The 19,484-nt window shown below is 50.5% G+C and carries 17 protein-coding genes and 2 pseudogenes; 16 read left to right on the top strand and 3 right to left on the bottom strand.

What is annotated here, in order from left to right; all coding sequences use genetic code 11:
* Positions 1–96: 96 nt before the first annotated feature.
* The 4 genes and pseudogenes from GBK04_RS21005 to GBK04_RS21020 all read left to right on the top strand — a co-directional run bounded on the left by GBK04_RS21005 (position 97) and on the right by GBK04_RS21020 (position 4,862).
* Positions 97–2,538 carry an alpha-L-rhamnosidase-related protein gene (locus GBK04_RS21005; RefSeq protein ID WP_152763090.1) on the top strand — a complete coding sequence of 814 codons (2,442 nt, stop codon included), beginning with the start codon at positions 97–99 and terminating at the stop codon, positions 2,536–2,538.
* A 129-nt stretch (positions 2,539–2,667) separates the two neighbouring features.
* A pseudogene (mnmA, locus tag GBK04_RS21010) lies at positions 2,668–3,785 on the top strand (tRNA 2-thiouridine(34) synthase MnmA).
* Between the two features lie 9 nt (positions 3,786–3,794).
* Positions 3,795–4,085: an Rdx family protein gene (locus tag GBK04_RS21015; RefSeq protein ID WP_152763092.1), complete on the top strand. Its 291-nt coding sequence runs from the start codon at positions 3,795–3,797 to the stop codon at positions 4,083–4,085.
* A gap of 282 nt (positions 4,086–4,367) precedes the next feature.
* Positions 4,368–4,862, top strand: coding sequence for a YciE/YciF ferroxidase family protein (locus GBK04_RS21020; RefSeq protein WP_373331185.1), 495 nt, complete (start codon positions 4,368–4,370; stop codon positions 4,860–4,862).
* A 70-nt stretch (positions 4,863–4,932) separates the two neighbouring features.
* Here GBK04_RS21020 and GBK04_RS21025 read toward each other — a convergent pair whose 3' ends face one another.
* The gene (locus tag GBK04_RS21025) at positions 4,933–5,457 is read right to left on the bottom strand and encodes a DinB family protein (RefSeq protein ID WP_152763094.1); all 525 of its coding nucleotides are present in this window, start codon (positions 5,455–5,457) and stop codon (positions 4,933–4,935) included.
* A 31-nt stretch (positions 5,458–5,488) separates the two neighbouring features.
* Positions 5,489–6,790, bottom strand: a complete 1,302-nt coding sequence (locus GBK04_RS21030; protein WP_152763096.1) for a DEAD/DEAH box helicase — start codon at positions 6,788–6,790, stop codon at positions 5,489–5,491.
* Positions 6,791–7,006: 216 nt separating this feature from the next.
* On the opposite strand from GBK04_RS21030, the pseudogene GBK04_RS21035 reads away from it, so the two are divergent.
* The 7 genes and pseudogenes from GBK04_RS21035 (at position 7,007) to GBK04_RS21065 (ending at position 14,142) form a co-directional block, all read left to right on the top strand.
* Positions 7,007–9,279 (top strand): annotated as a pseudogene (locus GBK04_RS21035) (S9 family peptidase).
* A 106-nt stretch (positions 9,280–9,385) separates the two neighbouring features.
* Complete coding sequence (locus GBK04_RS21040) at positions 9,386–10,003, top strand: YceI family protein (RefSeq protein WP_152763098.1); 618 nt, start codon at positions 9,386–9,388, stop codon at positions 10,001–10,003.
* A 187-nt stretch (positions 10,004–10,190) separates the two neighbouring features.
* The gene (locus tag GBK04_RS21045) at positions 10,191–11,342 is read left to right on the top strand and encodes a glycoside hydrolase family 5 protein (protein ID WP_152763100.1); all 1,152 of its coding nucleotides are present in this window, start codon (positions 10,191–10,193) and stop codon (positions 11,340–11,342) included.
* Positions 11,343–11,356: 14 nt separating this feature from the next.
* Positions 11,357–12,058, top strand: a complete 702-nt coding sequence (locus tag GBK04_RS21050) for an SGNH/GDSL hydrolase family protein (protein WP_152763102.1) — start codon at positions 11,357–11,359, stop codon at positions 12,056–12,058.
* A 70-nt stretch (positions 12,059–12,128) separates the two neighbouring features.
* The gene (locus GBK04_RS21055; protein WP_152763104.1) at positions 12,129–12,389 is read left to right on the top strand and encodes a hypothetical protein; all 261 of its coding nucleotides are present in this window, start codon (positions 12,129–12,131) and stop codon (positions 12,387–12,389) included.
* Between the two features lie 28 nt (positions 12,390–12,417).
* Positions 12,418–13,146, top strand: a complete 729-nt coding sequence (locus GBK04_RS21060) for a DUF3891 family protein (RefSeq protein ID WP_152763106.1) — start codon at positions 12,418–12,420, stop codon at positions 13,144–13,146.
* A gap of 72 nt (positions 13,147–13,218) precedes the next feature.
* Positions 13,219–14,142, top strand: a complete 924-nt coding sequence (locus GBK04_RS21065) for a sugar phosphate isomerase/epimerase family protein (protein WP_152766282.1) — start codon at positions 13,219–13,221, stop codon at positions 14,140–14,142.
* Positions 14,143–14,232: 90 nt separating this feature from the next.
* On the opposite strand, the gene GBK04_RS21070 is transcribed toward GBK04_RS21065, so the two are convergent.
* The gene (locus GBK04_RS21070) at positions 14,233–15,399 is read right to left on the bottom strand and encodes a baeRF7 domain-containing protein (RefSeq protein ID WP_152763108.1); all 1,167 of its coding nucleotides are present in this window, start codon (positions 15,397–15,399) and stop codon (positions 14,233–14,235) included.
* Positions 15,400–15,669: 270 nt separating this feature from the next.
* On the opposite strand from GBK04_RS21070, the gene GBK04_RS21075 reads away from it, so the two are divergent.
* From GBK04_RS21075 to GBK04_RS21095, 5 genes are all read left to right on the top strand, one after another.
* Complete coding sequence (locus tag GBK04_RS21075; protein ID WP_152763110.1) at positions 15,670–15,978, top strand: HPF/RaiA family ribosome-associated protein; 309 nt, start codon at positions 15,670–15,672, stop codon at positions 15,976–15,978.
* A 187-nt stretch (positions 15,979–16,165) separates the two neighbouring features.
* Entirely contained in the window at positions 16,166–16,636 is a 471-nt protein-coding gene (locus GBK04_RS21080) for a hypothetical protein (RefSeq protein ID WP_152763112.1), read from the top strand.
* 275 nt (positions 16,637–16,911) lie between these two features.
* A complete protein-coding gene (locus GBK04_RS30900; protein ID WP_373331186.1) occupies positions 16,912–17,127 on the top strand; it encodes a hypothetical protein in 216 nt (71 codons plus the stop codon).
* Positions 17,128–17,165: 38 nt separating this feature from the next.
* Positions 17,166–18,452: a DUF418 domain-containing protein gene (locus GBK04_RS21090; RefSeq protein ID WP_152763114.1), complete on the top strand. Its 1,287-nt coding sequence runs from the start codon at positions 17,166–17,168 to the stop codon at positions 18,450–18,452.
* A gap of 542 nt (positions 18,453–18,994) precedes the next feature.
* Complete coding sequence (locus GBK04_RS21095) at positions 18,995–19,399, top strand: Hsp20/alpha crystallin family protein (protein ID WP_152763116.1); 405 nt, start codon at positions 18,995–18,997, stop codon at positions 19,397–19,399.
* Positions 19,400–19,484 lie beyond the last annotated feature (85 nt).

Below are 19,484 nucleotides of genomic sequence, written 5' to 3' on the forward strand. Positions count from 1 at the left end.
AGTAACCGGAAACAGCAAGAGACAGGCCAGGACGCTGCCTAATCCTATATATTGCAAAAGAATATAGCATATTTTCAAAAAAAACATTCTTCCCTCATGAAATTAATACGATCGGAATTTTCCTTTGCCTGGGTTTTGGTGGCATCCATGGTCACTGGATTTTTAAGTTGCTCAACACCCGAAGAAGACCTGTCACAAGTACCCATTAGCCGGTTCGTGGCGGATGTGGATAGTTTGATCGGAAAGCCGGAGTACCTGGGTACCCCCTACGTAACGGCAGGCGACCGGCTGTATATGATCGGTACCCAGGATGGAAAATTTCCCGATCTGGGCTGGCATGTGGCGGGCGAAATGGGCGGAATCTGGGATCATCCCATCAAATTGCTGGATGGATTTACGGCGGCTATTACCCTGAATGGAAAATCGTATTGTCTGGATCAGGCCGAAACCTTTGTCAATTATCCTTTTGCCAACAAACACATTTTTCGTTCCACGGAAATAGGCTTACGCATCGAACGATTCCAATACGTACCCGATGGCCAGGAAGCGGTTTTGGTAGAATATACTTTCATCAACGACGACTCACAGGATAAGAAAATAGACTTCGAATGGATGGCCTACACCGACCTCCGGCCGACCTGGCTGGGGGAACGTACCGACATGAACGACAGCGGCGACTTCGCTACCTGGGACGAGGAAAACCAAAGCTGGGTAGCCAAAGACAGCCTCAATCCGTGGTTTGTCCGGATGGGCTCACCCGCCAAACCCACTGCGCATGGGCAAGGTACCCCTACCTGTAACTACCGGCCCAAAGGCAAAGGCTGCCGGGCGGCTTTGGTCTACTCACTGGAAGTTCCGGCGGGTGGAAGTGTAAGTCTGCCAATTACTATTGCCGGCTCATCTGTTTCGGCGGATGAGGCGAAGGCAACCTACCTTTCGGCGCAGCAAAACGCGCTGAAAAACTTATTGAGCAAAAAAGCAAGGTACCTGACCTTGTCCCAAAAATCAAAATTGACGATCCCCGATAAGAAGCTGGAAACCGCCTTCCGCTGGGTGAAGTACGATACAGATTGGCTGGTGCGCGACGTACCCGGCCTGGGGCGCGGCCTGTCAGCGGGCCTGCCCGACTACCCCTGGTGGTTCGGGGTGGATAATGCGTACACTTTGCAGGGGGCCATGGCCACCGGGCGCACCGACCTTGCTTTCAGTACGGTGGAGTTGCTGCACCGGCTCTCCGAAAAAGAGAATGGCAACGGACGGATTGTGCACGAAGTTTCTACAAATGGAGCGGTCTTCAATCCTGGAAACGTAAACGAAACCCCACAATTTGCTTCGCTCATCTGGATCCTGTACCGCTGGTCGGGCAACAAAGGGTTCCTTTCTTCTTATTACCCGGTGGTCAAAAAAGGCCTCGCCTGGCTGCTCGAAAAGAATGATAAAGACGGCAACCTACTACCCGATGGCTTTGGCATGATGGAAATCCACGGTATGAACAGCGAAATGGTGGATGTGGCGGCTTACACGCAGAAAGCCTTCGCCGATGCCGCCGAGATGGCTGCCGAGATGGGGGAAGACGATATTGCGGCGAAATACCAAAACCTGGCCACTCAAATCAAGGCCAAGATCAATTCCGATTTCTGGGTACCCGAGTACAATTCCTTTGCCGATTTCATAGGTACCCCCCGGCAAGCCCTGCGCCTGCTCGACGATGCGATCGTACGTGCCGATACCCTGAAAAAGCCCTGGGCTGTAGCAGAATTGAAAACAACCCGAACGAAAATTCAAAAACTCCCGCCCGACCGGAAGCAGGGATTCGTGCTGCATCACAACTGGGTCGTCAACACGCCCATGGAAATGGGCATCGCAGACACCGCCAAAGCCCTCACTGCTTTGAAAACCGGCAGCCAATTCGTGAATCCGTACGGCATGTTCGTGACGGGTATCGATCGGGATGAAACCGCCGGACAGGATGCGGGTTCATTCGGCAAAGAGCGCAAAGTGTTCACCTACACGGGGGCCGTCATGACGCTGCCCACGGGCGTACAGGCGGTAGCCGAGAATAACTACGGTCGGCCCGATGCCGCGCTGGACTACCTCCAACGGATCACCCGTTCGTTCGGCTACGCGTTGCCCGGCTCTATTTACGAGGTGTCGCCCGACTACGGCATGATGACCCAGGCCTGGAATCTGTACAGCTTTGCGGTACCCATCGTGACGCAGTTTTTCGGTATCCAGCCCTTTGCTGCCCGTAAGTCCGTCCGGATTCAACTCCAAATGCCCACTTCCTGGAATGAAGCCAGTCTGGAAAATGTACATATCGGCAAAAATCGACTCAGCGTGGAGTTTTCTCGAACCGACGCTTATCAGGAAATTATCCTGGATCAAACCGAATTGGACTGGACGTTGACCGTGGCTTTCCCCAGAGGTACCTTTAAAAACTGGCAGGTAAATGGCAAAGCCGTGCAACCAAAAAGGGTCGGCAATTTTGAAGAAGTGGAGGTGACCGGTGGCCGGGCCACGGTGCGTGTAGCGAATTGAAAAAGCGGAATAAAGGTACCTCACCTTCCTTTCCAGCCTCAAAAGGAACTAACTTTGCAAAATGGAATGTTGAGTTCCGATAAAATTTAACCTAAATCGGAAGGCTTTGACCCTTCGCAGATTACGAACATGAGCAAACACGGAAGAATACTGGTCGCTATGAGTGGCGGCATCGATAGCTCGCTGGCGGCAGTGATGTTACACGAAGAAGGCTACGAGGTCATCGGCATGACCATGAAAACCTGGGACTACGCCGGCAGCGGCGGTACCAAAAAAGAAACGGGCTGCTGCTCGCTCGACTCCATCAACGACGCCCGCGCCATTGCCGTAGAATTGGGCTTTCCGCATTACATCCTCGACATCCGGGCCGAATTCGGTGATTACGTGATCGACCATTTTACGGGCGAGTACCTCGAAGGCCGCACGCCCAATCCGTGCGTGCTGTGCAATACCCACATCAAATGGGATGCGCTGCTGCGCCGCGCCGATCGGCTCGATTGCCAATCCATCGCCACGGGACATTATGCCAATATCCGCGAGATCAACGAAGGTACCCCGATAGCCGCTATGTCATTTCCAAAGGCATCGACGCCTGGAAAGACCAAAGCTACGTGCTGTGGGGCGTGTCGCAGGAAAGTCTGGCCCGTACCAAACTACCACTCGGGTACCTTCACAAAAGCGAAATTAGGGAAATGGCCAAAGAACGGGGTTTCATCGATTTGGTTAACAAATCCGAGAGCTATGAAATCTGCTTCGTGCCCGACAACGACTACCGGGGCTTCCTCAAGCGCCGGATGCCCGGCCTGGAAGCCGAAGTGGCGGGCGGCAATTTTGTGACGCAGGAAGGAAAAGTGCTGGGCCAGCACGAAGGGTACCCCTTTTACACCGTCGGGCAGCGCAAAGGATTGGGAATCGCGCTGGGGCGTCCCGTTTTCGTGACTGAAATTCGGAAAGATTCCAACGAGGTAGTGCTGGGCGACCTGCCCGATCTGTACCGCGATGGCATGTACGTCAGCAAACTCAATATGCAAAAGTACGCCGCGCTCGACCAACCGCTCGAAACGGTGACCAAAGTGCGCTATAAGCACGAAGGTACCCCCGCCACGATCGTGCAGGAAGATGCTGATCGTATCCGCGTGGACTTCCACGATGGCGTCAACGGCATCGCGCCCGGTCAGGCGGCGGTGTTCTACGAAGGCGACGACGTGGTAGGTGGCGGCTGGATTATGAAGAGCTTCAAACAATAAAAATCTCTCATGATCCCAACCCATGCTACTGTCATCATCGAATACTGCCCTAAGTGCGGGTGGCTGCTGCGGGCATCGTGGCTGGCGCAGGAGCTGCTGACTACCTTCGCCGACGAGCTGTACGGTGTCACGCTGCATCCTTCTGAGGTGGCCGGGCGTTTCACGGTAACTCTGGCCGATGAGGTACTTTGGGACCGTAAACGCGAAGGCCGGTTTCCCGAACCCAAAGAACTCAAACAGCTGGTCCGCGACCGCGTGGCTTCGGAAAAATCGCTGGGTCACAGCGACCGGAAAGAATAAAGTCAGTTCTTACTTTATACAATATTTTTTATAGATGGGTCATTACTCCCTCGTGGTGTGGATACTTCACCACGAGGGAGTATACGTTAAGGTACCTCCTCTATTTACTCTGAGCAAATGGATAATGTGCTTATAATCAGTAGGCTATTGCAGTTAGTTTTTTTGTTTAGATTGTTTTGAAAATAGGCCGGGTTCTGGATGGTTTAGTTTTTTTAACTGAGTAAAGTATCAATGTCACGTGGATATTGATCTGAAATCTTCAAACTAAACTAGGAAACGATTATGTCTGATAAACTGAAAAATCTGGATGACCTGCTGGAACATCAACTGAAAGATCTGTACAGCGCCGAAACACAAATCATCAAAGCCTTACCAAAAATGGTAAACAAGGCTACCGACCCCAAATTGAAGGATGCCTTTAATACGCACCTGAAAGAAACTGAGGAACAAAAGAAACGCCTCGAGCAAGCCTGCGACAAACTTGGTATTAAGCCTACCGGTGAAACTTGCAAGGCTATCAAAGGAATCATAGAAGAAGCCTCCGAATTTATGGAGGAAGATGCCGAAGAGGCTGTAATGGATGCCGGCCTGATTGCCGAAGCGCAGCGGGTAGAGCACTACGAAATTTCGGGCTACGGTACCGCCCACCGGTATGCCGTGCAGCTTGGACACCGGGAGGTAGCTGATCTGCTGGCTAAAACGCTGGAAGAAGAAAAAGATGCCGACGAAAAACTCAATGACCTGGCTATCGAAAAAATCAACGTCGAAGCTGAATAATTGACTTTTTTTGAAAGCAACAAAGCCATCGCATTTCTGCGATGGCTTTGTTGCTTTAAGGGTGATTCTATTAGGAATCCAGCAATGGAAAGTACCTTTCCCGAATCACATGCATGTGGTGCAGCGCGTGTCCGGCGATTACAAATCCCAGCGCCCCAACGGAGATAAAAGATTCTGAAGCCTTCCCGGAACGCTGCAGCATCGGTTCGTTAAAGTTCTGGAATTGCGCTAGCGTCGCGGCCCGCACAATCTCGAATTCATCCAGCAAATCTTCCAGCGTTCTTTCTGAGGCCAGCGTATTTTGGGCGTAGTGGTTTTCCTCAAAGCCCGGCAGAGGAGTCTGGTCATTCCGGGCAAAGCGCATGGCGCGGTAACTCATGATGCGCTCCGTGTCAATGCAGTGTTGGATAATATCTTTCACTGTCCACTTACCCGGCGCGTAGACCAAATCACCCAGGGCATGGAGTGAATCCGTGTCAGAAAAAAGAGCTTCGGGTGAGTGCATTTCCAGGGCTTCCAGCAAATCGACATCCTCCACTTTATTGATATAGCGGTCGAAGAAAGCGGGCATCGGATCGATATCGGATTTTTTCATAGCGGTTGGGTAGGTTTATGTTGGGCGAAATTTAGTTAGCCACGTCTATTTTTACGCGCTTTCCCTTCAATTTTTCTTGTTTGAGATGCGCAAGTACGGTATCGATTTTATTACGCTTCACGGCGGCAAAAGAGGCCTCGTCTTTTATCTCAATCAAACCCAATTCCTCTTTTTCTAAGTTCCCCTTTTTCAGAAGTAACCCCACCACATCCACTTTATTGACTTTATCCTTCTTACCGGCCGACAGATAGAGCGTTTCCCATTCCGTTTCGGGGGGTAGCTGGTCGTGTTCAGGCAGCGTTAGATCGTCAGGCAGCTCGGAAAGGTAGGGGGGCGTTTCGTCTTCGGCCAGTACTAAATAAACCGTCCCCATGGCGTGCATGCGGGCGGTGCGGCCATTGCGATGTATGAACGCCTCCTCCGTCAAGGGTACCTGGTAGTGCACGATGGAGGCTATTTCGGGAACATCGAGTCCACGCGAAGCTAGGTCGGTCACCACCAGAATCCGGCTGCTGCCGTTGCGGAATTTCATCAGGGCACGTTCGCGATCCGGCTGTTCCATGCCGCCGTGAAACATGGCGTGTACCAGGCCGTAACCCCGCAGCAAGTCGCTGATGCGCTCGACTGCATCGCGGTGATTGCAAAAAATAAGCGTGCGTTCTGCGCCGATAAAACACAGCAGCGAAAACAGCGTTTCGAGTTTTTCAACCGATGTCGTGCGCACAACTTTCATCGTGAGCTGAGGCACAGAGTCACGATGTTCCAGAAAATTGATTTCCACGGGATTCCTGGCTCCCGCAAAATCAGGCAGCGCATCGAGCGGTGTGGCAGAGGTGAAAATCCGGCGGTTTAAGCTGGATAGTTTGTTGATGTTAAAGGCCATATCGGTTTGAAAACCCATTTCCAGCGATTTATCAAATTCGTCCAGAACCAGGGTATGTACTGTGGCCGGATCAAACGTCTGGCTGCGGACGTGGTAGGCGATGCGTCCCGGCGTGCCGATGAGCAGGGTAGGTGCTTCGCGGAGGGCGTTTTCTTCGGTTTTCACGGCGTGGCCGCCGTAGCAGCAACTCACCTTATAGCCCGTCCCCATGGCTTTGAAAACTCCCTCGATTTGTAAAGCCAGTTCGCGGGAAGGTACCAGAACCATCGCCTGCACGCCCGATTTCCCGGCATCCAGCCTTTCTAGTATTGCTAGCAAAAAGGCCAGGGTTTTGCCCGAACCGGTGGGGGAGAGGACGATTATGTCGCTTTGCCGGGCCGCAGGCAGTACGGCTTCCTGCATGGCGTTGAGGGCAGTTATTTGCAGATTTTGGAGGATATTCTGGTGCATGCAGTCTGATTTGGGAGAAAATCAAAGGTAGGCCGTTTTTTTGCGTCCCCGCATCCTGACCGTAATATTTAACAATCGTTGTCATACCAAATTCCGCTACTTATCTTGCAAAACCAAAAAAAACTTAACCCAAACTACGTGAAAAAAATACTACTTCTCGCCTTCGTTTCTCTCCTCTTTCTCGAAGCCCGGGCTCAGCTCACGGTTGAGAAAATCATGCAGGACCCCAAGGTCTGGATCGGTACTTCGCCCAGTAATGTGTATTGGGGAGAAGATTCCAAAACCATCTACTTTGACTGGAATCCTGACGCTAATCCGGACGATTCGTTGTATCAGTACTCCCTAGCCGAAAAGAAAATCAGTAAGGTACCCCCGGCCGAACGCCGCAAACTGCCCACTGGCCAAGGTGTGTACAACCGCCTGCGTACCCTGAAAACCTACGTCCGGAATGGCGATGTGTATTTGCTGGATTGCAAGACTTTCCAGATTCGACAATTGACCAATACCGTGGAAGTCGAAGGTACCCCCAAGTTCAGCGGTGACGAACAGCGAATCGTTTTTGAAAGAGACGACAACCTGTTCAGTATTGCGCTGGCCACGGGCTTGCTGACGCAGCATACCAATTTCAAATCGGGAACCAAGAAAGCCGAAACCAAGAAATCGGACGAAGAAAAGTGGCTGGAAGGCGATCAGTTGGCCCTTTTTCAGATTTTGCAGGAACGGAAAGCGAAAAAAGACACCGCTGAAAAAATAATAAAAGCTGACAAGCCGTACCGCCCTAAGGAAATTTATTTAGGCGAAAAAAGAGTTTCCTCGCAACAACTAAGCCCTGATGGCCGCTTCGTGACCTACCGCCTCAGTAAAACTGACAAAACCTCCAAAAACACGATTGTGCCCAGTTTTGTCACGCAGTCGGGCTTTACCGAAGACCTTCCCGCCCGCACCAAGGTAGGGGCGCCGGCGACGGAATTTGAATTTTGGGTGTATGACATCAAGCAGGATACCATGCGGCAAGTGAGTACCAAAAAACTACCCGGCATCGGCGACAAGCCTGATTACCTGAAAGAGTACCCTAAGCAAGATACGGCCTGGAAAAAAGACAAAATTCGCCCTGTGATCGTGCACGGCCCGTCGTGGTCGGACGATGGACAGAATGCCGTAGTAGTGGTGCGCTCGCTGGATAATAAGGATCGCTGGATTATGGCTTTCGATCCCGATTCCCTTTCCCTGAAACCGCTGGACCGTCAGCGCGACGAAGCCTGGATCGGCGGGCCCGGGGTAGGGGGGTACCCGCAAAGTGCCGGGGAACTGGGCTGGGTGGATAATTCCACGATTTACTTCCAAAGCGAAGCCGACGGTTACGCGCACCTCTATACGCTGAATGTAAAAACGGGCGAGAAGAAGCAGTTGACAAAAGGCAAGTTTGAAATCCAGAGCGTCGCGCTCTCCAAAGACAAACAGACCTTTTATCTGACTACCAACGAGGTACATCCCGGCGAAAAGCATTTTTATAAAATGGCGGCCACAGGGGGCACCCTCACCCGCCTCACCCCGAGCAAAAAAGGGGCCTACGAAGTGGAACTCTCGCCCGATGAAACCAAACTGGCGGCGCGCTACTCCAACAGCAACACGCCCTGGGAGTTGTTCCTGATGGAAAATGCCCCCGCTGCCAAACCCGAACAGATTACGCAGTCGACTACCGAGGCCTTCAAAGCCTACCCTGGCGCGAGGCCAAGCTCATCACTTTCAAGGCCAGCGACGGTGTTGATGTATACGCCCGAGTTTATGAACCCAAAAAATCGAATGGGCGGGCGGTGATTTTTGTCCACGGGGCAGGGTACCTTCAGAACGCCCACGCCTGGTGGAGTCAATATTTCCGGGAATACATGTTTCATAACCTGTTGACCGACAAGGGTTACACCGTATTGGACATGGACTACCGAGCCAGCGCGGGCTACGGGCGCGACTGGAGGACGGGCATCTATCGATTTATGGGTGGTAAAGACCTGACCGACAATGTGGATGGGGCCAATTGGCTGGTGAAAAAATACGGCATCGATCCTAAAAAAATAGGCATCTACGGTGGGTCGTACGGCGGTTTTATTACGCTGATGGCCCTCTTTACTACACCCGATGTATTCAAAGCCGGCGCGGCTCTGCGCCCCGTTACCGACTGGGCGGCTTACAACCACCCTTATACGGCTAATATCCTCAACGAACCGCATTTGGATAGTCTGGCGTACCGCAAGAGTTCGCCGATCTACCACGTGGCGGGCCTGAAAAACAACCTGTTGATCTGTCATGGGATGGTGGATGTGAACGTCCATTTTCAGGATGTGGCGCGACTGTCGCAGCGGCTGATCGAACTTGGTAAGGATAACTGGGAACTGGCGGCGTACCCCGTTGAGGATCATGGTTTTGTGGAGCCAAGCTCCTGGACGGATGAGTACAAGCGAATCTTGAAATTGTTTGAAGAAAAGCTACGCTGAGTAGCGGAAACGAAATTGATTTTTCCTTTTTCAAGAACTATTGTATACCGGGTGGGGTTAGAAATGATGTATATACATTTATTATAACCAAAAACCACTACAAATTATGAAGTCAACTATTCTTTCCATGGCTCTACTGGCCGCGTCAGTCTCTTTTATTGCCTGTGATTCCAAGGAATCTTCGTCCGAAACTACGGAAGAAACGGCGGGCTTGCCCGATGGTACCCTGACCGTAGATACCACGGCTAGCGAGGTGATGTGGAAAGGAAGCATGGTGGGCATGTATGACCACTCGGGTGATGTGAAGCTGGAATCGGGCAATGTGACCGTGGCCGACGGGAAGATTACGGGGGGCAAGTTTGTGATTGATTTAACCAAAATTCATCCTACCGACGAAAACTACAAAGAGGATAAAACCCCGGAAAAACTGGTAGGACACCTTTCTTCGGAAGATTTTTTCCATACCGAGCAGTACCCGACCGCTACTTTCGAAATCACAGGTTCGGAGGGTAGTACGGTAATGGGTAACCTGACTGTCCGCGGGAAGACTAATCCTGAGAAAGTGGAAAATGTAGTGATCACCGAAGAGAATGGTCAGGTACACATGAAAGGCGATATTAAATTCGACCGCACGAAATATGATGTGGCTTTTAAGCACCCGATGCAGGAAATGGTTATATCGAACGACATCGAAATGAACGTGACGTTGGTTGCTAATAAGTAAGCAGAAGCATATTTTCTGAGAAAGATAGATAAAGGTACCCTGGGAAATTTTCCGGGGTACCTTTTCTGCGTTTGGGCTTTACACGAAGAGTTTTTTCGGAAGACAGGTAGGTTTGAGCAGGGATAGATAGTAGATTGGGCCGGCGGAGCGTCTTCTGATAGCTTCCTGTTTGACCTGACCACAACCCATGCATAACCCGAATCGCCGCGATTTTTTAATTCAGTCGACCGCCCTCACGGCCGGTCTGCTTTCTGCGCCTGGCCTGCTGACATCAGCTTCGGCCCGGCCCCTCAAAAATCCGATGCCGCGCTGGAAAGGATTCAATCTGCTGGATTTTTTCTCTCCGGACCCGGCCAAAGGCCGCCCCGCCACCACCGAAGAACATCTCCAATGGATGGCCGACTGGGGCTTTGATTTTATCAGGCTACCCATGGCCTATCCCTCTTACGTACAATTCGACCGCAGCAAACCGATTACCGTTGCGGAGGTACGCAACATTGATACCCAAGCCACCGACCGCATCGAGCAGTTGGTGTACCTGGCCCAAAAGTATGGACTGCATGTGAGTCTGAACTTGCACCGGGCTCCGGGCTTCTGCGTCAATGCGGGTTTTGAAGAGCCCTATAATTTGTGGCAGGACGCGCAGGCAATGGACGATTTTGTGTACCACTGGGCTTTCTGGGCCAAACGCTTTGCCCAGACTTCCTCCAAAAAGATAAGTTTTGACCTGCTGAACGAACCCTGCACCCGCGAGGATATGAACGACCAGCATTCCAAACGTGGACCGATCCCGGGCGAACTCTACCGGAAAATGGCACTGGAAGCCTCGCAGGCCATTCGCGCTCATAATCCGGAACATTTTATAATCGCGGATGGCAATAACGTAGGGAGTAGCGTCATTCCCGAAATCACGGACCTGAACATCGCCCAAAGCTGCCGGGGCTACAATCCGGGCATTATTTCGCACTACAAGGCACCCTGGGTATTTAAGGAAACCGACAACCTACCCAAACCGAAATGGCCGGGGCAAGTGGGCGACAAGTACCTCAGCCGCGCCATGCTAGAAGCGCAGTACGAACCCTGGATCGCGCTGACCAAACAGGGGGTAGGGGTACATTGCGGCGAATGTGGCTGCTTTAATAAAACGCCCCATGCGGTATTTTTGGCCTGGTTTGAAGATGTGCTGGATGTATTGAAAACCAATGGGATCGGCTATGCTCTATGGGAGTTCAGGGGTAGTTTTGGCCTGCTGGATTCGGGGCGGGAGGATGTGGTTTATGAAGACTGGCACGGACACAAGCTGGATCGTAAACTGCTGGATTTATTGAGGAAGTACTAAACCTGATCGGTACTATGATGAGTGGATATAGTTTTGTCCTATTTCTGTGGGTATCCCTGTTTCCTGGCCCAGTGGCCGATCCGGCCCATTACCTGGATGAAATAAAAACCGAACTAACCAAACAGTGGCCAGACAACCGGACGATCAACCTGGTGTTTCATGGACATTCAGTGCCGGCAGGGTACTTCAAAACGCCCGTCGTGAATACGCTGGAAGCCTATCCCTACCAACTCTTGAAGCAGATTAAAGCAAGGTATCCCTACGCCGTCGTGAATGTGATCAATACGTCCATTGGCGGCGAGCATTCGCAAAGCGGCGAAAAGCGTTTCGTGTCCGAGGTACTTCCGCATCGGCCCGATGTCCTGTTCATCGACTACGCTCTGAATGATCGTCGCATCGGGCTCGCCGATGCCCGGAAAGCCTGGGAATCCATGATTAACGAAGCCCTTAAGCGTAATATCAAAGTTATTCTGCTGACCCCATCCCCCGACCAGCGGGTAGATCTACTGGAATCGGGCAATGAATTGGAGCAGCACGCGTTACAAATCGAGCAAATGGCCGCAACTCATGGAATTGGCCTGGTCGACAGTTACAGTTTGTTCAGGCAACAGATCCAGCATGGTGAAAATGTGGTCGATTTTATGTCGCAGGTCAACCACCCCAATGAAAAAGGGCACGCCCTGATTGCCGACGCCTTGATGGCCTATTTTCGGTAGGTGGGCCGGGCTGGCGATAAAGATTGCTTAATGAAATTGAAAGGAGGCGCAGGATTTAACATGTAGAAGGATGACCAGCGATTTACAGCCCGTTTTACAATATTTGGAAATACTTTCCATCAAAATTGCCAAGCTGGAAGCCGAGCAGATCGTAGCGCGTAACATGATCGGCAAACTGGCTGCCCGGATTCATGAGGTGGAGTACGCCGAAATGGAAGCCCTACAGAAGCGCATGGAACTCACCACGAAACAGGCGCTCCTGCCCGCCCTCATGCAGGGAATTGCCGTGCTGTCCGAAACCGAAGTACGACGCCATTTGGGAATAGAGTAAAAATAGAGCATTTCATATCTAAATACACGTGATTGTAAAATCGATACCTGTGGGTTGGGAAGTTATTTATCAGCGGGCGCACGGTCTGTTGGCGGCCGAAATAGCTTTTTATTGGAAAACCACTGAGCGACCTCCCCATTTCATGCAGACTCTGCTGGCTATCGCCGAACATGACGACGGCCGGCCCGAATCCCGATCTCCCGAAAACCTCACCGAAGCCGGAGCACCCAAACATTTTCAATTGTTAGGTCGTAGCGCGCAGCAGTACCGCAGCGTGATGGAGATCAGCACAGCCAAAAGTCGCTGGAATGCGCTGCTGACTTCCCTGCATATGACGTTTCTGTACGAAGATGAAAAGTATGAAGATCAGGATATTGAAGAATTTATCAAAGAGCAGCATGAATTTCAAAAGAAACTCCTGAAGGAATTGAAAATCAGCCAGACCCAGGCTAAAAAAGCTTATCGGTTTGTAGAATGGTGTGATGCACTGTCGCTGTTGCTGTGCATGGATAGAATCCAGCCCGAGCAACGCCGGATGGACATCAGTCTTGGCCCCGAGGGTACCATGTACCAGATTTGGCAGGATGAAAAAGAACGGCTCCGCGTTGAACCCTGGCCTTTCGAACCCGATTTCTTTACCGTAGAAGTGGAATACCGCGAACTGCACCAACTGCAATTCAAAGATGCCGACGAACTGGATGACGGTCTACGTAAGGCTCCCGTGGGGGTTCGGAAGTGGGATTTTTTTAAGGGATGAAAGGAAGGAATTAGATTTCAGACCTTTTGTGCTTTACTTGCCAACCTATCACCGTCAAAATCAATTCGAATGATGAATCGTCGCCAGGCTCTTGCCGGACTAACGGCCCTCACCGCTGCCCCACAACTCGTTTCTGCTCAGCCTGAAGGTACCCCCGCCAAGCAGGAATCTTTCAAATATGCCCTGAATATGAGTACCATCCGGGGGCACAAGCTGGGCTTTATGAAGGAAATCGAGGTAGCCTCCAAAGCTGGTTTTCAACATGTGGAAATCTGGATCAACACGTTGCAGGAGTACCTTAAAAATGGCGGTACCCTTGCCGATGCCCGCAAGCATTTGAAAGACTCCGGGGTTGCCATAGAAGATGCGATTGGATTTGCACCCTGGATTGTGGACGATAATGGTACCCGTACCAAGGCCATCGAGCAACTCAAACAGGAAATGGACATGCTGGCCGAGGTAGGCTGCAAACGGATTGCCGCCCCCCCGATGGGTGCTACCAACGAGCCAGGCCTCGATTTGCAAAAAGCCGCCGAGCGTTACCGTACCATTCTGGAACTAGGCGACAAGACGACCGTAGTACCGCATCTGGAGCTGTGGGGATTTTCGAAAAATATCAGCCGCTTGGGTGAACTGATGTACGTGGCGATCGAGAGCAGACACCCTTCGGCGCGGGTACTGATGGATGTGTATCACCTCTACCGCGGTGGATCGGGCTTGCAACAAGCCGCGTGGGTAGGTAAACCCTACATTGAGGTTTTCCACGTCAACGATTACCCCGCATCACCCGCCCAAAATGAAATCAAAGATTCCGATCGGGTGTATCCCGGTGATGGCATAGGACCCTTGAAAGAATTGTTTACGATTCTCAAGAATCCTGAAAAGCCGGTGATATTGTCGCTGGAAGTATTCAACCCAGCCTACTATGCTCAGGATGCACTGGTAGTGGCTAAAACTGGCTTGGCCAAGATGAAAGCGGCCACGGCCGGAGTGTAAAAAAATGATGAGTGTTGAATGATGAAGGATTTTTATAAATCGTATTCATCGTTCAACACTCATTCTGCATTGTTCAATATTATACCGTCATTACACAGTCACCGGGTTCCTGAATACGGCCGCGATGTTCTTTGCACCTTCGGGCATATCTTCGGCGGCACATTGGTACACGGTACCTCCCTGGGTGATCGTTTTGATAGCTGCTTCGGTGAGCAGGTCTTTAGTCTCGGGCGTAGAAGAGGGATAAATCTCCAACTCGTACATCTGCTCGTTGAAAACGCCCCACACAGCGGCCTCTTCCTCCACAAAAAGGGTTTCTACCTGTCCCGTCAGGGCGGCCTTGATTACCTTGTTGGCATCCGTAGAAGCCCAGTCGCCAGACCGCATCTGGGCGAATTTTTCAAAAGCCTGATCACGGTCGGCGTTGAATTTCGGTTCCATGATGTCCAGCGCCTTCTCGTGCAGTAGCATACTATCCGCTTCGGAGAAGCTGCCGTGGATGCTTTTTTCTTCATACTTGTGGTAGTCGCTGGCCTGGCGGTACATCGGGATCAGGTACTCTACACCCGCCAATACCGTAGGCAGGGGATCGCACTGAATGATATCGTCCACGGCCTTGCTAAGCTCATAGAAGTACTGCTGGATCTCCTCTTTTTCCGAATCGTTACCGCCGCCCTGTCCGTAATGCACGGCACCACCGCCGCCCTGTACACTGCGGGCACCTGTATGTTCCTGATGTTCGAGGAACTTGGTATAGTCTTCTATCTGGGTGGGTACCCCGTCGTTCAGCACTACTTCGGAAATCGTGCTTGGGGTAGCTTCATAGAGCTGCACATGGTTCAGATTGAGGTTAAGAATATAAAAACGCCCATCCGCATTCAAAAGCGGGATCAGCGGACGCAGCATGAAGTTGTTGCCCACAAAAGTACGGGGCTCATTCATTTCTAGCGGTAAGGTTTTGATGTGGGTTCCGGCCGAGCTGTGGAAGAACGCGAGTCCGTCGGAGCCATGTTGCCAGAAATCCATGTCCTCCAGCAAATCGTAGCCGGGCTTGAGGTAGATTTTGGCTTCTCCGTCGGTCATGCCATATTGGGCGCTGAGCTGGCCTACAGCCTTTTGCAGCTGATTTTTGAAATTGATTTTATCGGCCTGGTAATTGGCCGTCGACTCGCGGCTGGTAGGGGAGTAAATCGTTACGTGATGCAGGCCCTTGACGTTCAGCAGTTCGTTGAGTTGATCTATCTTGAAAATTTCCATAGTAGTTTGGGATTAGGTACATAAAGAATAAATGCTGCCCCGTGGGCAAGCAATTTGTACTACAGCTATTGACAAGATTGTTCCACACCAGGCTGAAATGGCTTTTGCACGCTTACTGAACTGAATAAGGGACGATTAGATAAGAAAAGCGAGGGGCGCATTCAAAGGAAAAATGAGGAATTAGCACCCCTCCTGAGGAAAAATATACTAGTAACCTGTTGACAGTCAAGAATCAAAAGCCTAGGTCGAGCCACACAACGAAAAACAGCTATGAAAAAGACCGAACGATTTCAGAACATTAAATTAGATATCCAGACCGAGGATTTCGATCCAACTAGCGATATCATGAGCACCATTCGGGCCGAATTGAAAAAACTGATGCGCATCTATGGAAATATAGTAGGAGCCGATGTGTACCTGAAAGAGTCTAACCGCTCCGAGCCAGATAATAAAATGGCCCGCATCCGCGTGGGGGTACCCGGTCAAAGCTTGTTTGCCGAAGCTTCGTCAACTACATGGATTCAGGCTTTGTCGGACGTAAGTGGTAATTTGAAAAGTCAGATCCTTAGTAGGCACTAAGGTACCTCTTTCAGAGGTATCCCTGATTTTAAAGATTTCCGGTTAAGCCGGGGAAAGCGCGCTTTCCCCGGCTTTTTTTGTGGAATAAAGGATTTATCTGACCGCTGGCTAAAATCCAAATTTAATTCCCGGCGGTTCATCCTACATTTATCGAAGATGAAGCCAAAACTTTATTAATCTGACTTTTATGAAAATCCTTTCCACTTTTTTACTTATCCTGGCTGTTCTCTCAGCTTGTCAGCCCAAAACCGATTCACAAATCCAATCGGCTAGCCTCGAACCCACCGATCCCATTGAGGGTAGCTGGGAACTGGTGGAAAATGTCGTAGATGGTAAAAAGGTAGAGCCCATTCGGCGGCAGCAATTCAAGATGTTCCATGATGGTTTTTTTAGCTTCTTCATGTACGAGCCCGACGGTAGTTTTCACGGTGCGGGCGCGGGTACCTACACACTTGATGGAAATACCTACAAGGAAACCTTCACCTATGAAGCCGACACCACCTGGGTAGGTTGGGCGGACGAGCAGTCCTGGGAATTGCGCGGCGATACACTGCTGTTTGCCGGGTTCAAAAAAGTGTACGATTCCGGTGGAAAAGAACACCCTGGCGAATGGGGCGGGGATAAATTCAGGCAGAAACACGTACGGGCCCGGAGGTAAGCTTTATTCATACAAGAAGCCTTTGGACATCTGACAGACTCTCTTTTCGATTTATCAACTAGTGCTATTCATGAAAGACTGCCTGATTAATTATTTTCATGCTGCTTGGGGCCCATTCATTCCATTTTCACACAGGCTATCCGCTGAATCACCACCGGCGAACGTAAAAAATAAATCAATGATGAAACGGTCGGGTTGAGCGTAGTCCAATGGAATTTCCGCAAAACGCCCGACTGCTGGAACATTGGCCAGGTACTGGAGGAACACCTGAATATATGACAACTCGTAACGCTCGAAAACATTTGAAATGCGATAAAATCATCAAAGGAATTGAAGCCAATGAAGGCGATTTTCGGGCGTTCATTCGGCTGGGCAAGGATGGTTGGCATCGTAACCTGGCGCAGATGTACATCATTCAATATGGTCACGTCGATCGGCATTTACGGCAGATTCGCAAGATCAAGGCCGATGCGAAGTTTCCGAAGAAATAAGGGATGCCATTACAATCGTCTTGTGAAACTATCAACTGATGAATACCCTAACTCCCAACACCAGCCAGCGCTATCAATCCATCGACCTGCTCCGCGGCGTGGCCGTGTTAGGTATTCTGGTTATGAACATCCCGAGCTTTGCCTATCCCGAAACCTTTATTATGCATGTTACTGATTTCACAGGGATTAATTACTGGTCATGGGCTGCAGCGATGGTTTGGTTTGAAGGTACCATGCGCGGTCTGTTCTCCATGCTGTTTGGCGCCAGCTGTTTACTCATCCTGTCGAAATCGGATGACCTCCGTTCTGCTGATGTTTATTTCCGTCGGCTGTTATGGTTGTTTCTATTCGGGCTATTCGATGCGTATATCCTGCTTTGGGACGGCGATATTTTGTACGGCTACGCCATTGCCGGCTTCTTTCTGGTCCCGTTTCGGGCCCTTAAACCAGCCCACCTGATCGCCATGGGCCTAGCTCTATCATTGGGTATCATGTGGATGATTGCCTATCCATCAATAACCGAAAAACGGCCTGCTTACAATGAATACAAAGCAGCGATGGCCGATTCTACCCAGAAGCATAAAAAACTTACTGTAAAACAAAGGGAGGCCATCACAAAATACGAAGAAAGTCTTTCCTGGATGAAGAAGGATACGGCGGTCATCAACAGTCAGATCAAACCGATGCTGGGAAGCTATAAGGAGGTGTTCAAAGTAAAATGGAAAGCGGGTGAGACATTCCAAAGCTGGAAACTCTACGATCCGGTATTTTGGGACGAAATCCTAATGATGTTCCTGGGCATGGCCTTATTCAAACTGGGTATCTTCACCAACGATCGCCCCACAAACACCTACCTCTGGATGACGGTATTGGGCTACGCGATTGGGGTGGTTGGCAAGCTTTGGTGGGTAAGTACGTTTGCGTTTACGGCAGCGGAAGTCGCCCATAACTATGAAACCTACCCAGTGCCTGCCTACACTTTACACGAATGGCTGCGCATTGCCGAAACGGTTGGTCATATCGGGCTGCTGCTGATGTACCGTTCGGGCTGGTTCAATTGGCTCGTCGGGCTCCTGGCTAAAACGGGCCGGATGGCGCTTTCCAACTACCTCTTGCAAAGCATCCTGTGCGGGCTGTTTTTCTACGGCTTTGGCTTTGGGATGTTTGCCAGGCTGCAGATCTACGAAACCTACCTTTTTGTCGGAGCCGTATGGGCGGTGTGTATTCTTTTCAGCGTAATCTGGTTGCGATTCTTTCGGTTTGGCCCGTTTGAGTGGCTCTGGCGTAGCCTGACCTACTGGCAACGGCAGCCCATGCGCAAGTAGCAGACTCTGCTTTTATGCGTTTTCTGCCAATGGTACCCACGCTAGCCAATAGACTATTTCTATTCTATGAGTACTCTCTTTGCTTTCCCCTTCCTGGTTGCTCAGGAGCTGGTTCTCCCAGTCCGCAGAAAACTAAAATATAGATCCAAAGCGGAAGCTTATTCTACGCCTGATTCCGATGCCAGGTACCGTGATCGGGCGCAGATGTACAGTATTCAATACGGCGGTGCGGATCAGCCATTACGAAAGGTTCGAAAGATCCTGGCTGACGCAAAATTTCCAAGGAGGTTCAGCTACAGACTCTTTTTGTTAATTGACAAAATGGCGCTTATGAAAATTGGATCGGCAATTATGTCAGTTCTTTGGATTGTGTAGTTTATTTGCATGTATCTGTCTAGGAAATGTATACAAGACTAATTAATAGGTTGTTACAGAGGGGGAAGCGTTATAAAAGTACGATCCACGGACAGGTACCTTACAATCGCTCATTAAACTGGAACGCGGTTTTTATGTCTATTGACTGTACGCTTAACAACACAGTCATGAAAACTAAACTGAACATACCCCAGGAAATGTTGATGAGCATCGACTTCATGAACACCGCCAACGGTGGCATGAGTCAGCCCATCATGAACATTGAGAATAAGGAAAATGGTTACGAAGTACTGGTAAAGGCTCCCGGCATCGAACCGGAAGATTTGCAGGTAGAAATTTTAAAAGACAAATTGATGATCTACCATTTGTTGCCTATTTTTGGTAAGATGGAAGGCGAAACCAGCGAAATGCGCTCGATCCGCTTTATTAGCAAAATGCAGATTCCCGCCGATGTGGATGTGGAAAATATCTCGGCTCACTACGACGACGACAAGCGCTACCTGAAATTGGAATTGCCTGTCGATCAGTCCCAGCAGGATTTTCACCGCAAGGTACAGATCGAGCGCTGGTAATATAGATCTTAAAAATTGCTTATTCTATTGCTTAATCCCCCGGTTCTTTGAGCCGGGGGATTTTCTATGGACAATAGGAAGAGGT

It is taken from the genome of Salmonirosea aquatica, from assembly GCF_009296315.1.
Taxonomy (GTDB): Bacteria; Bacteroidota; Bacteroidia; order Cytophagales; family Spirosomataceae; genus Salmonirosea; species Salmonirosea aquatica.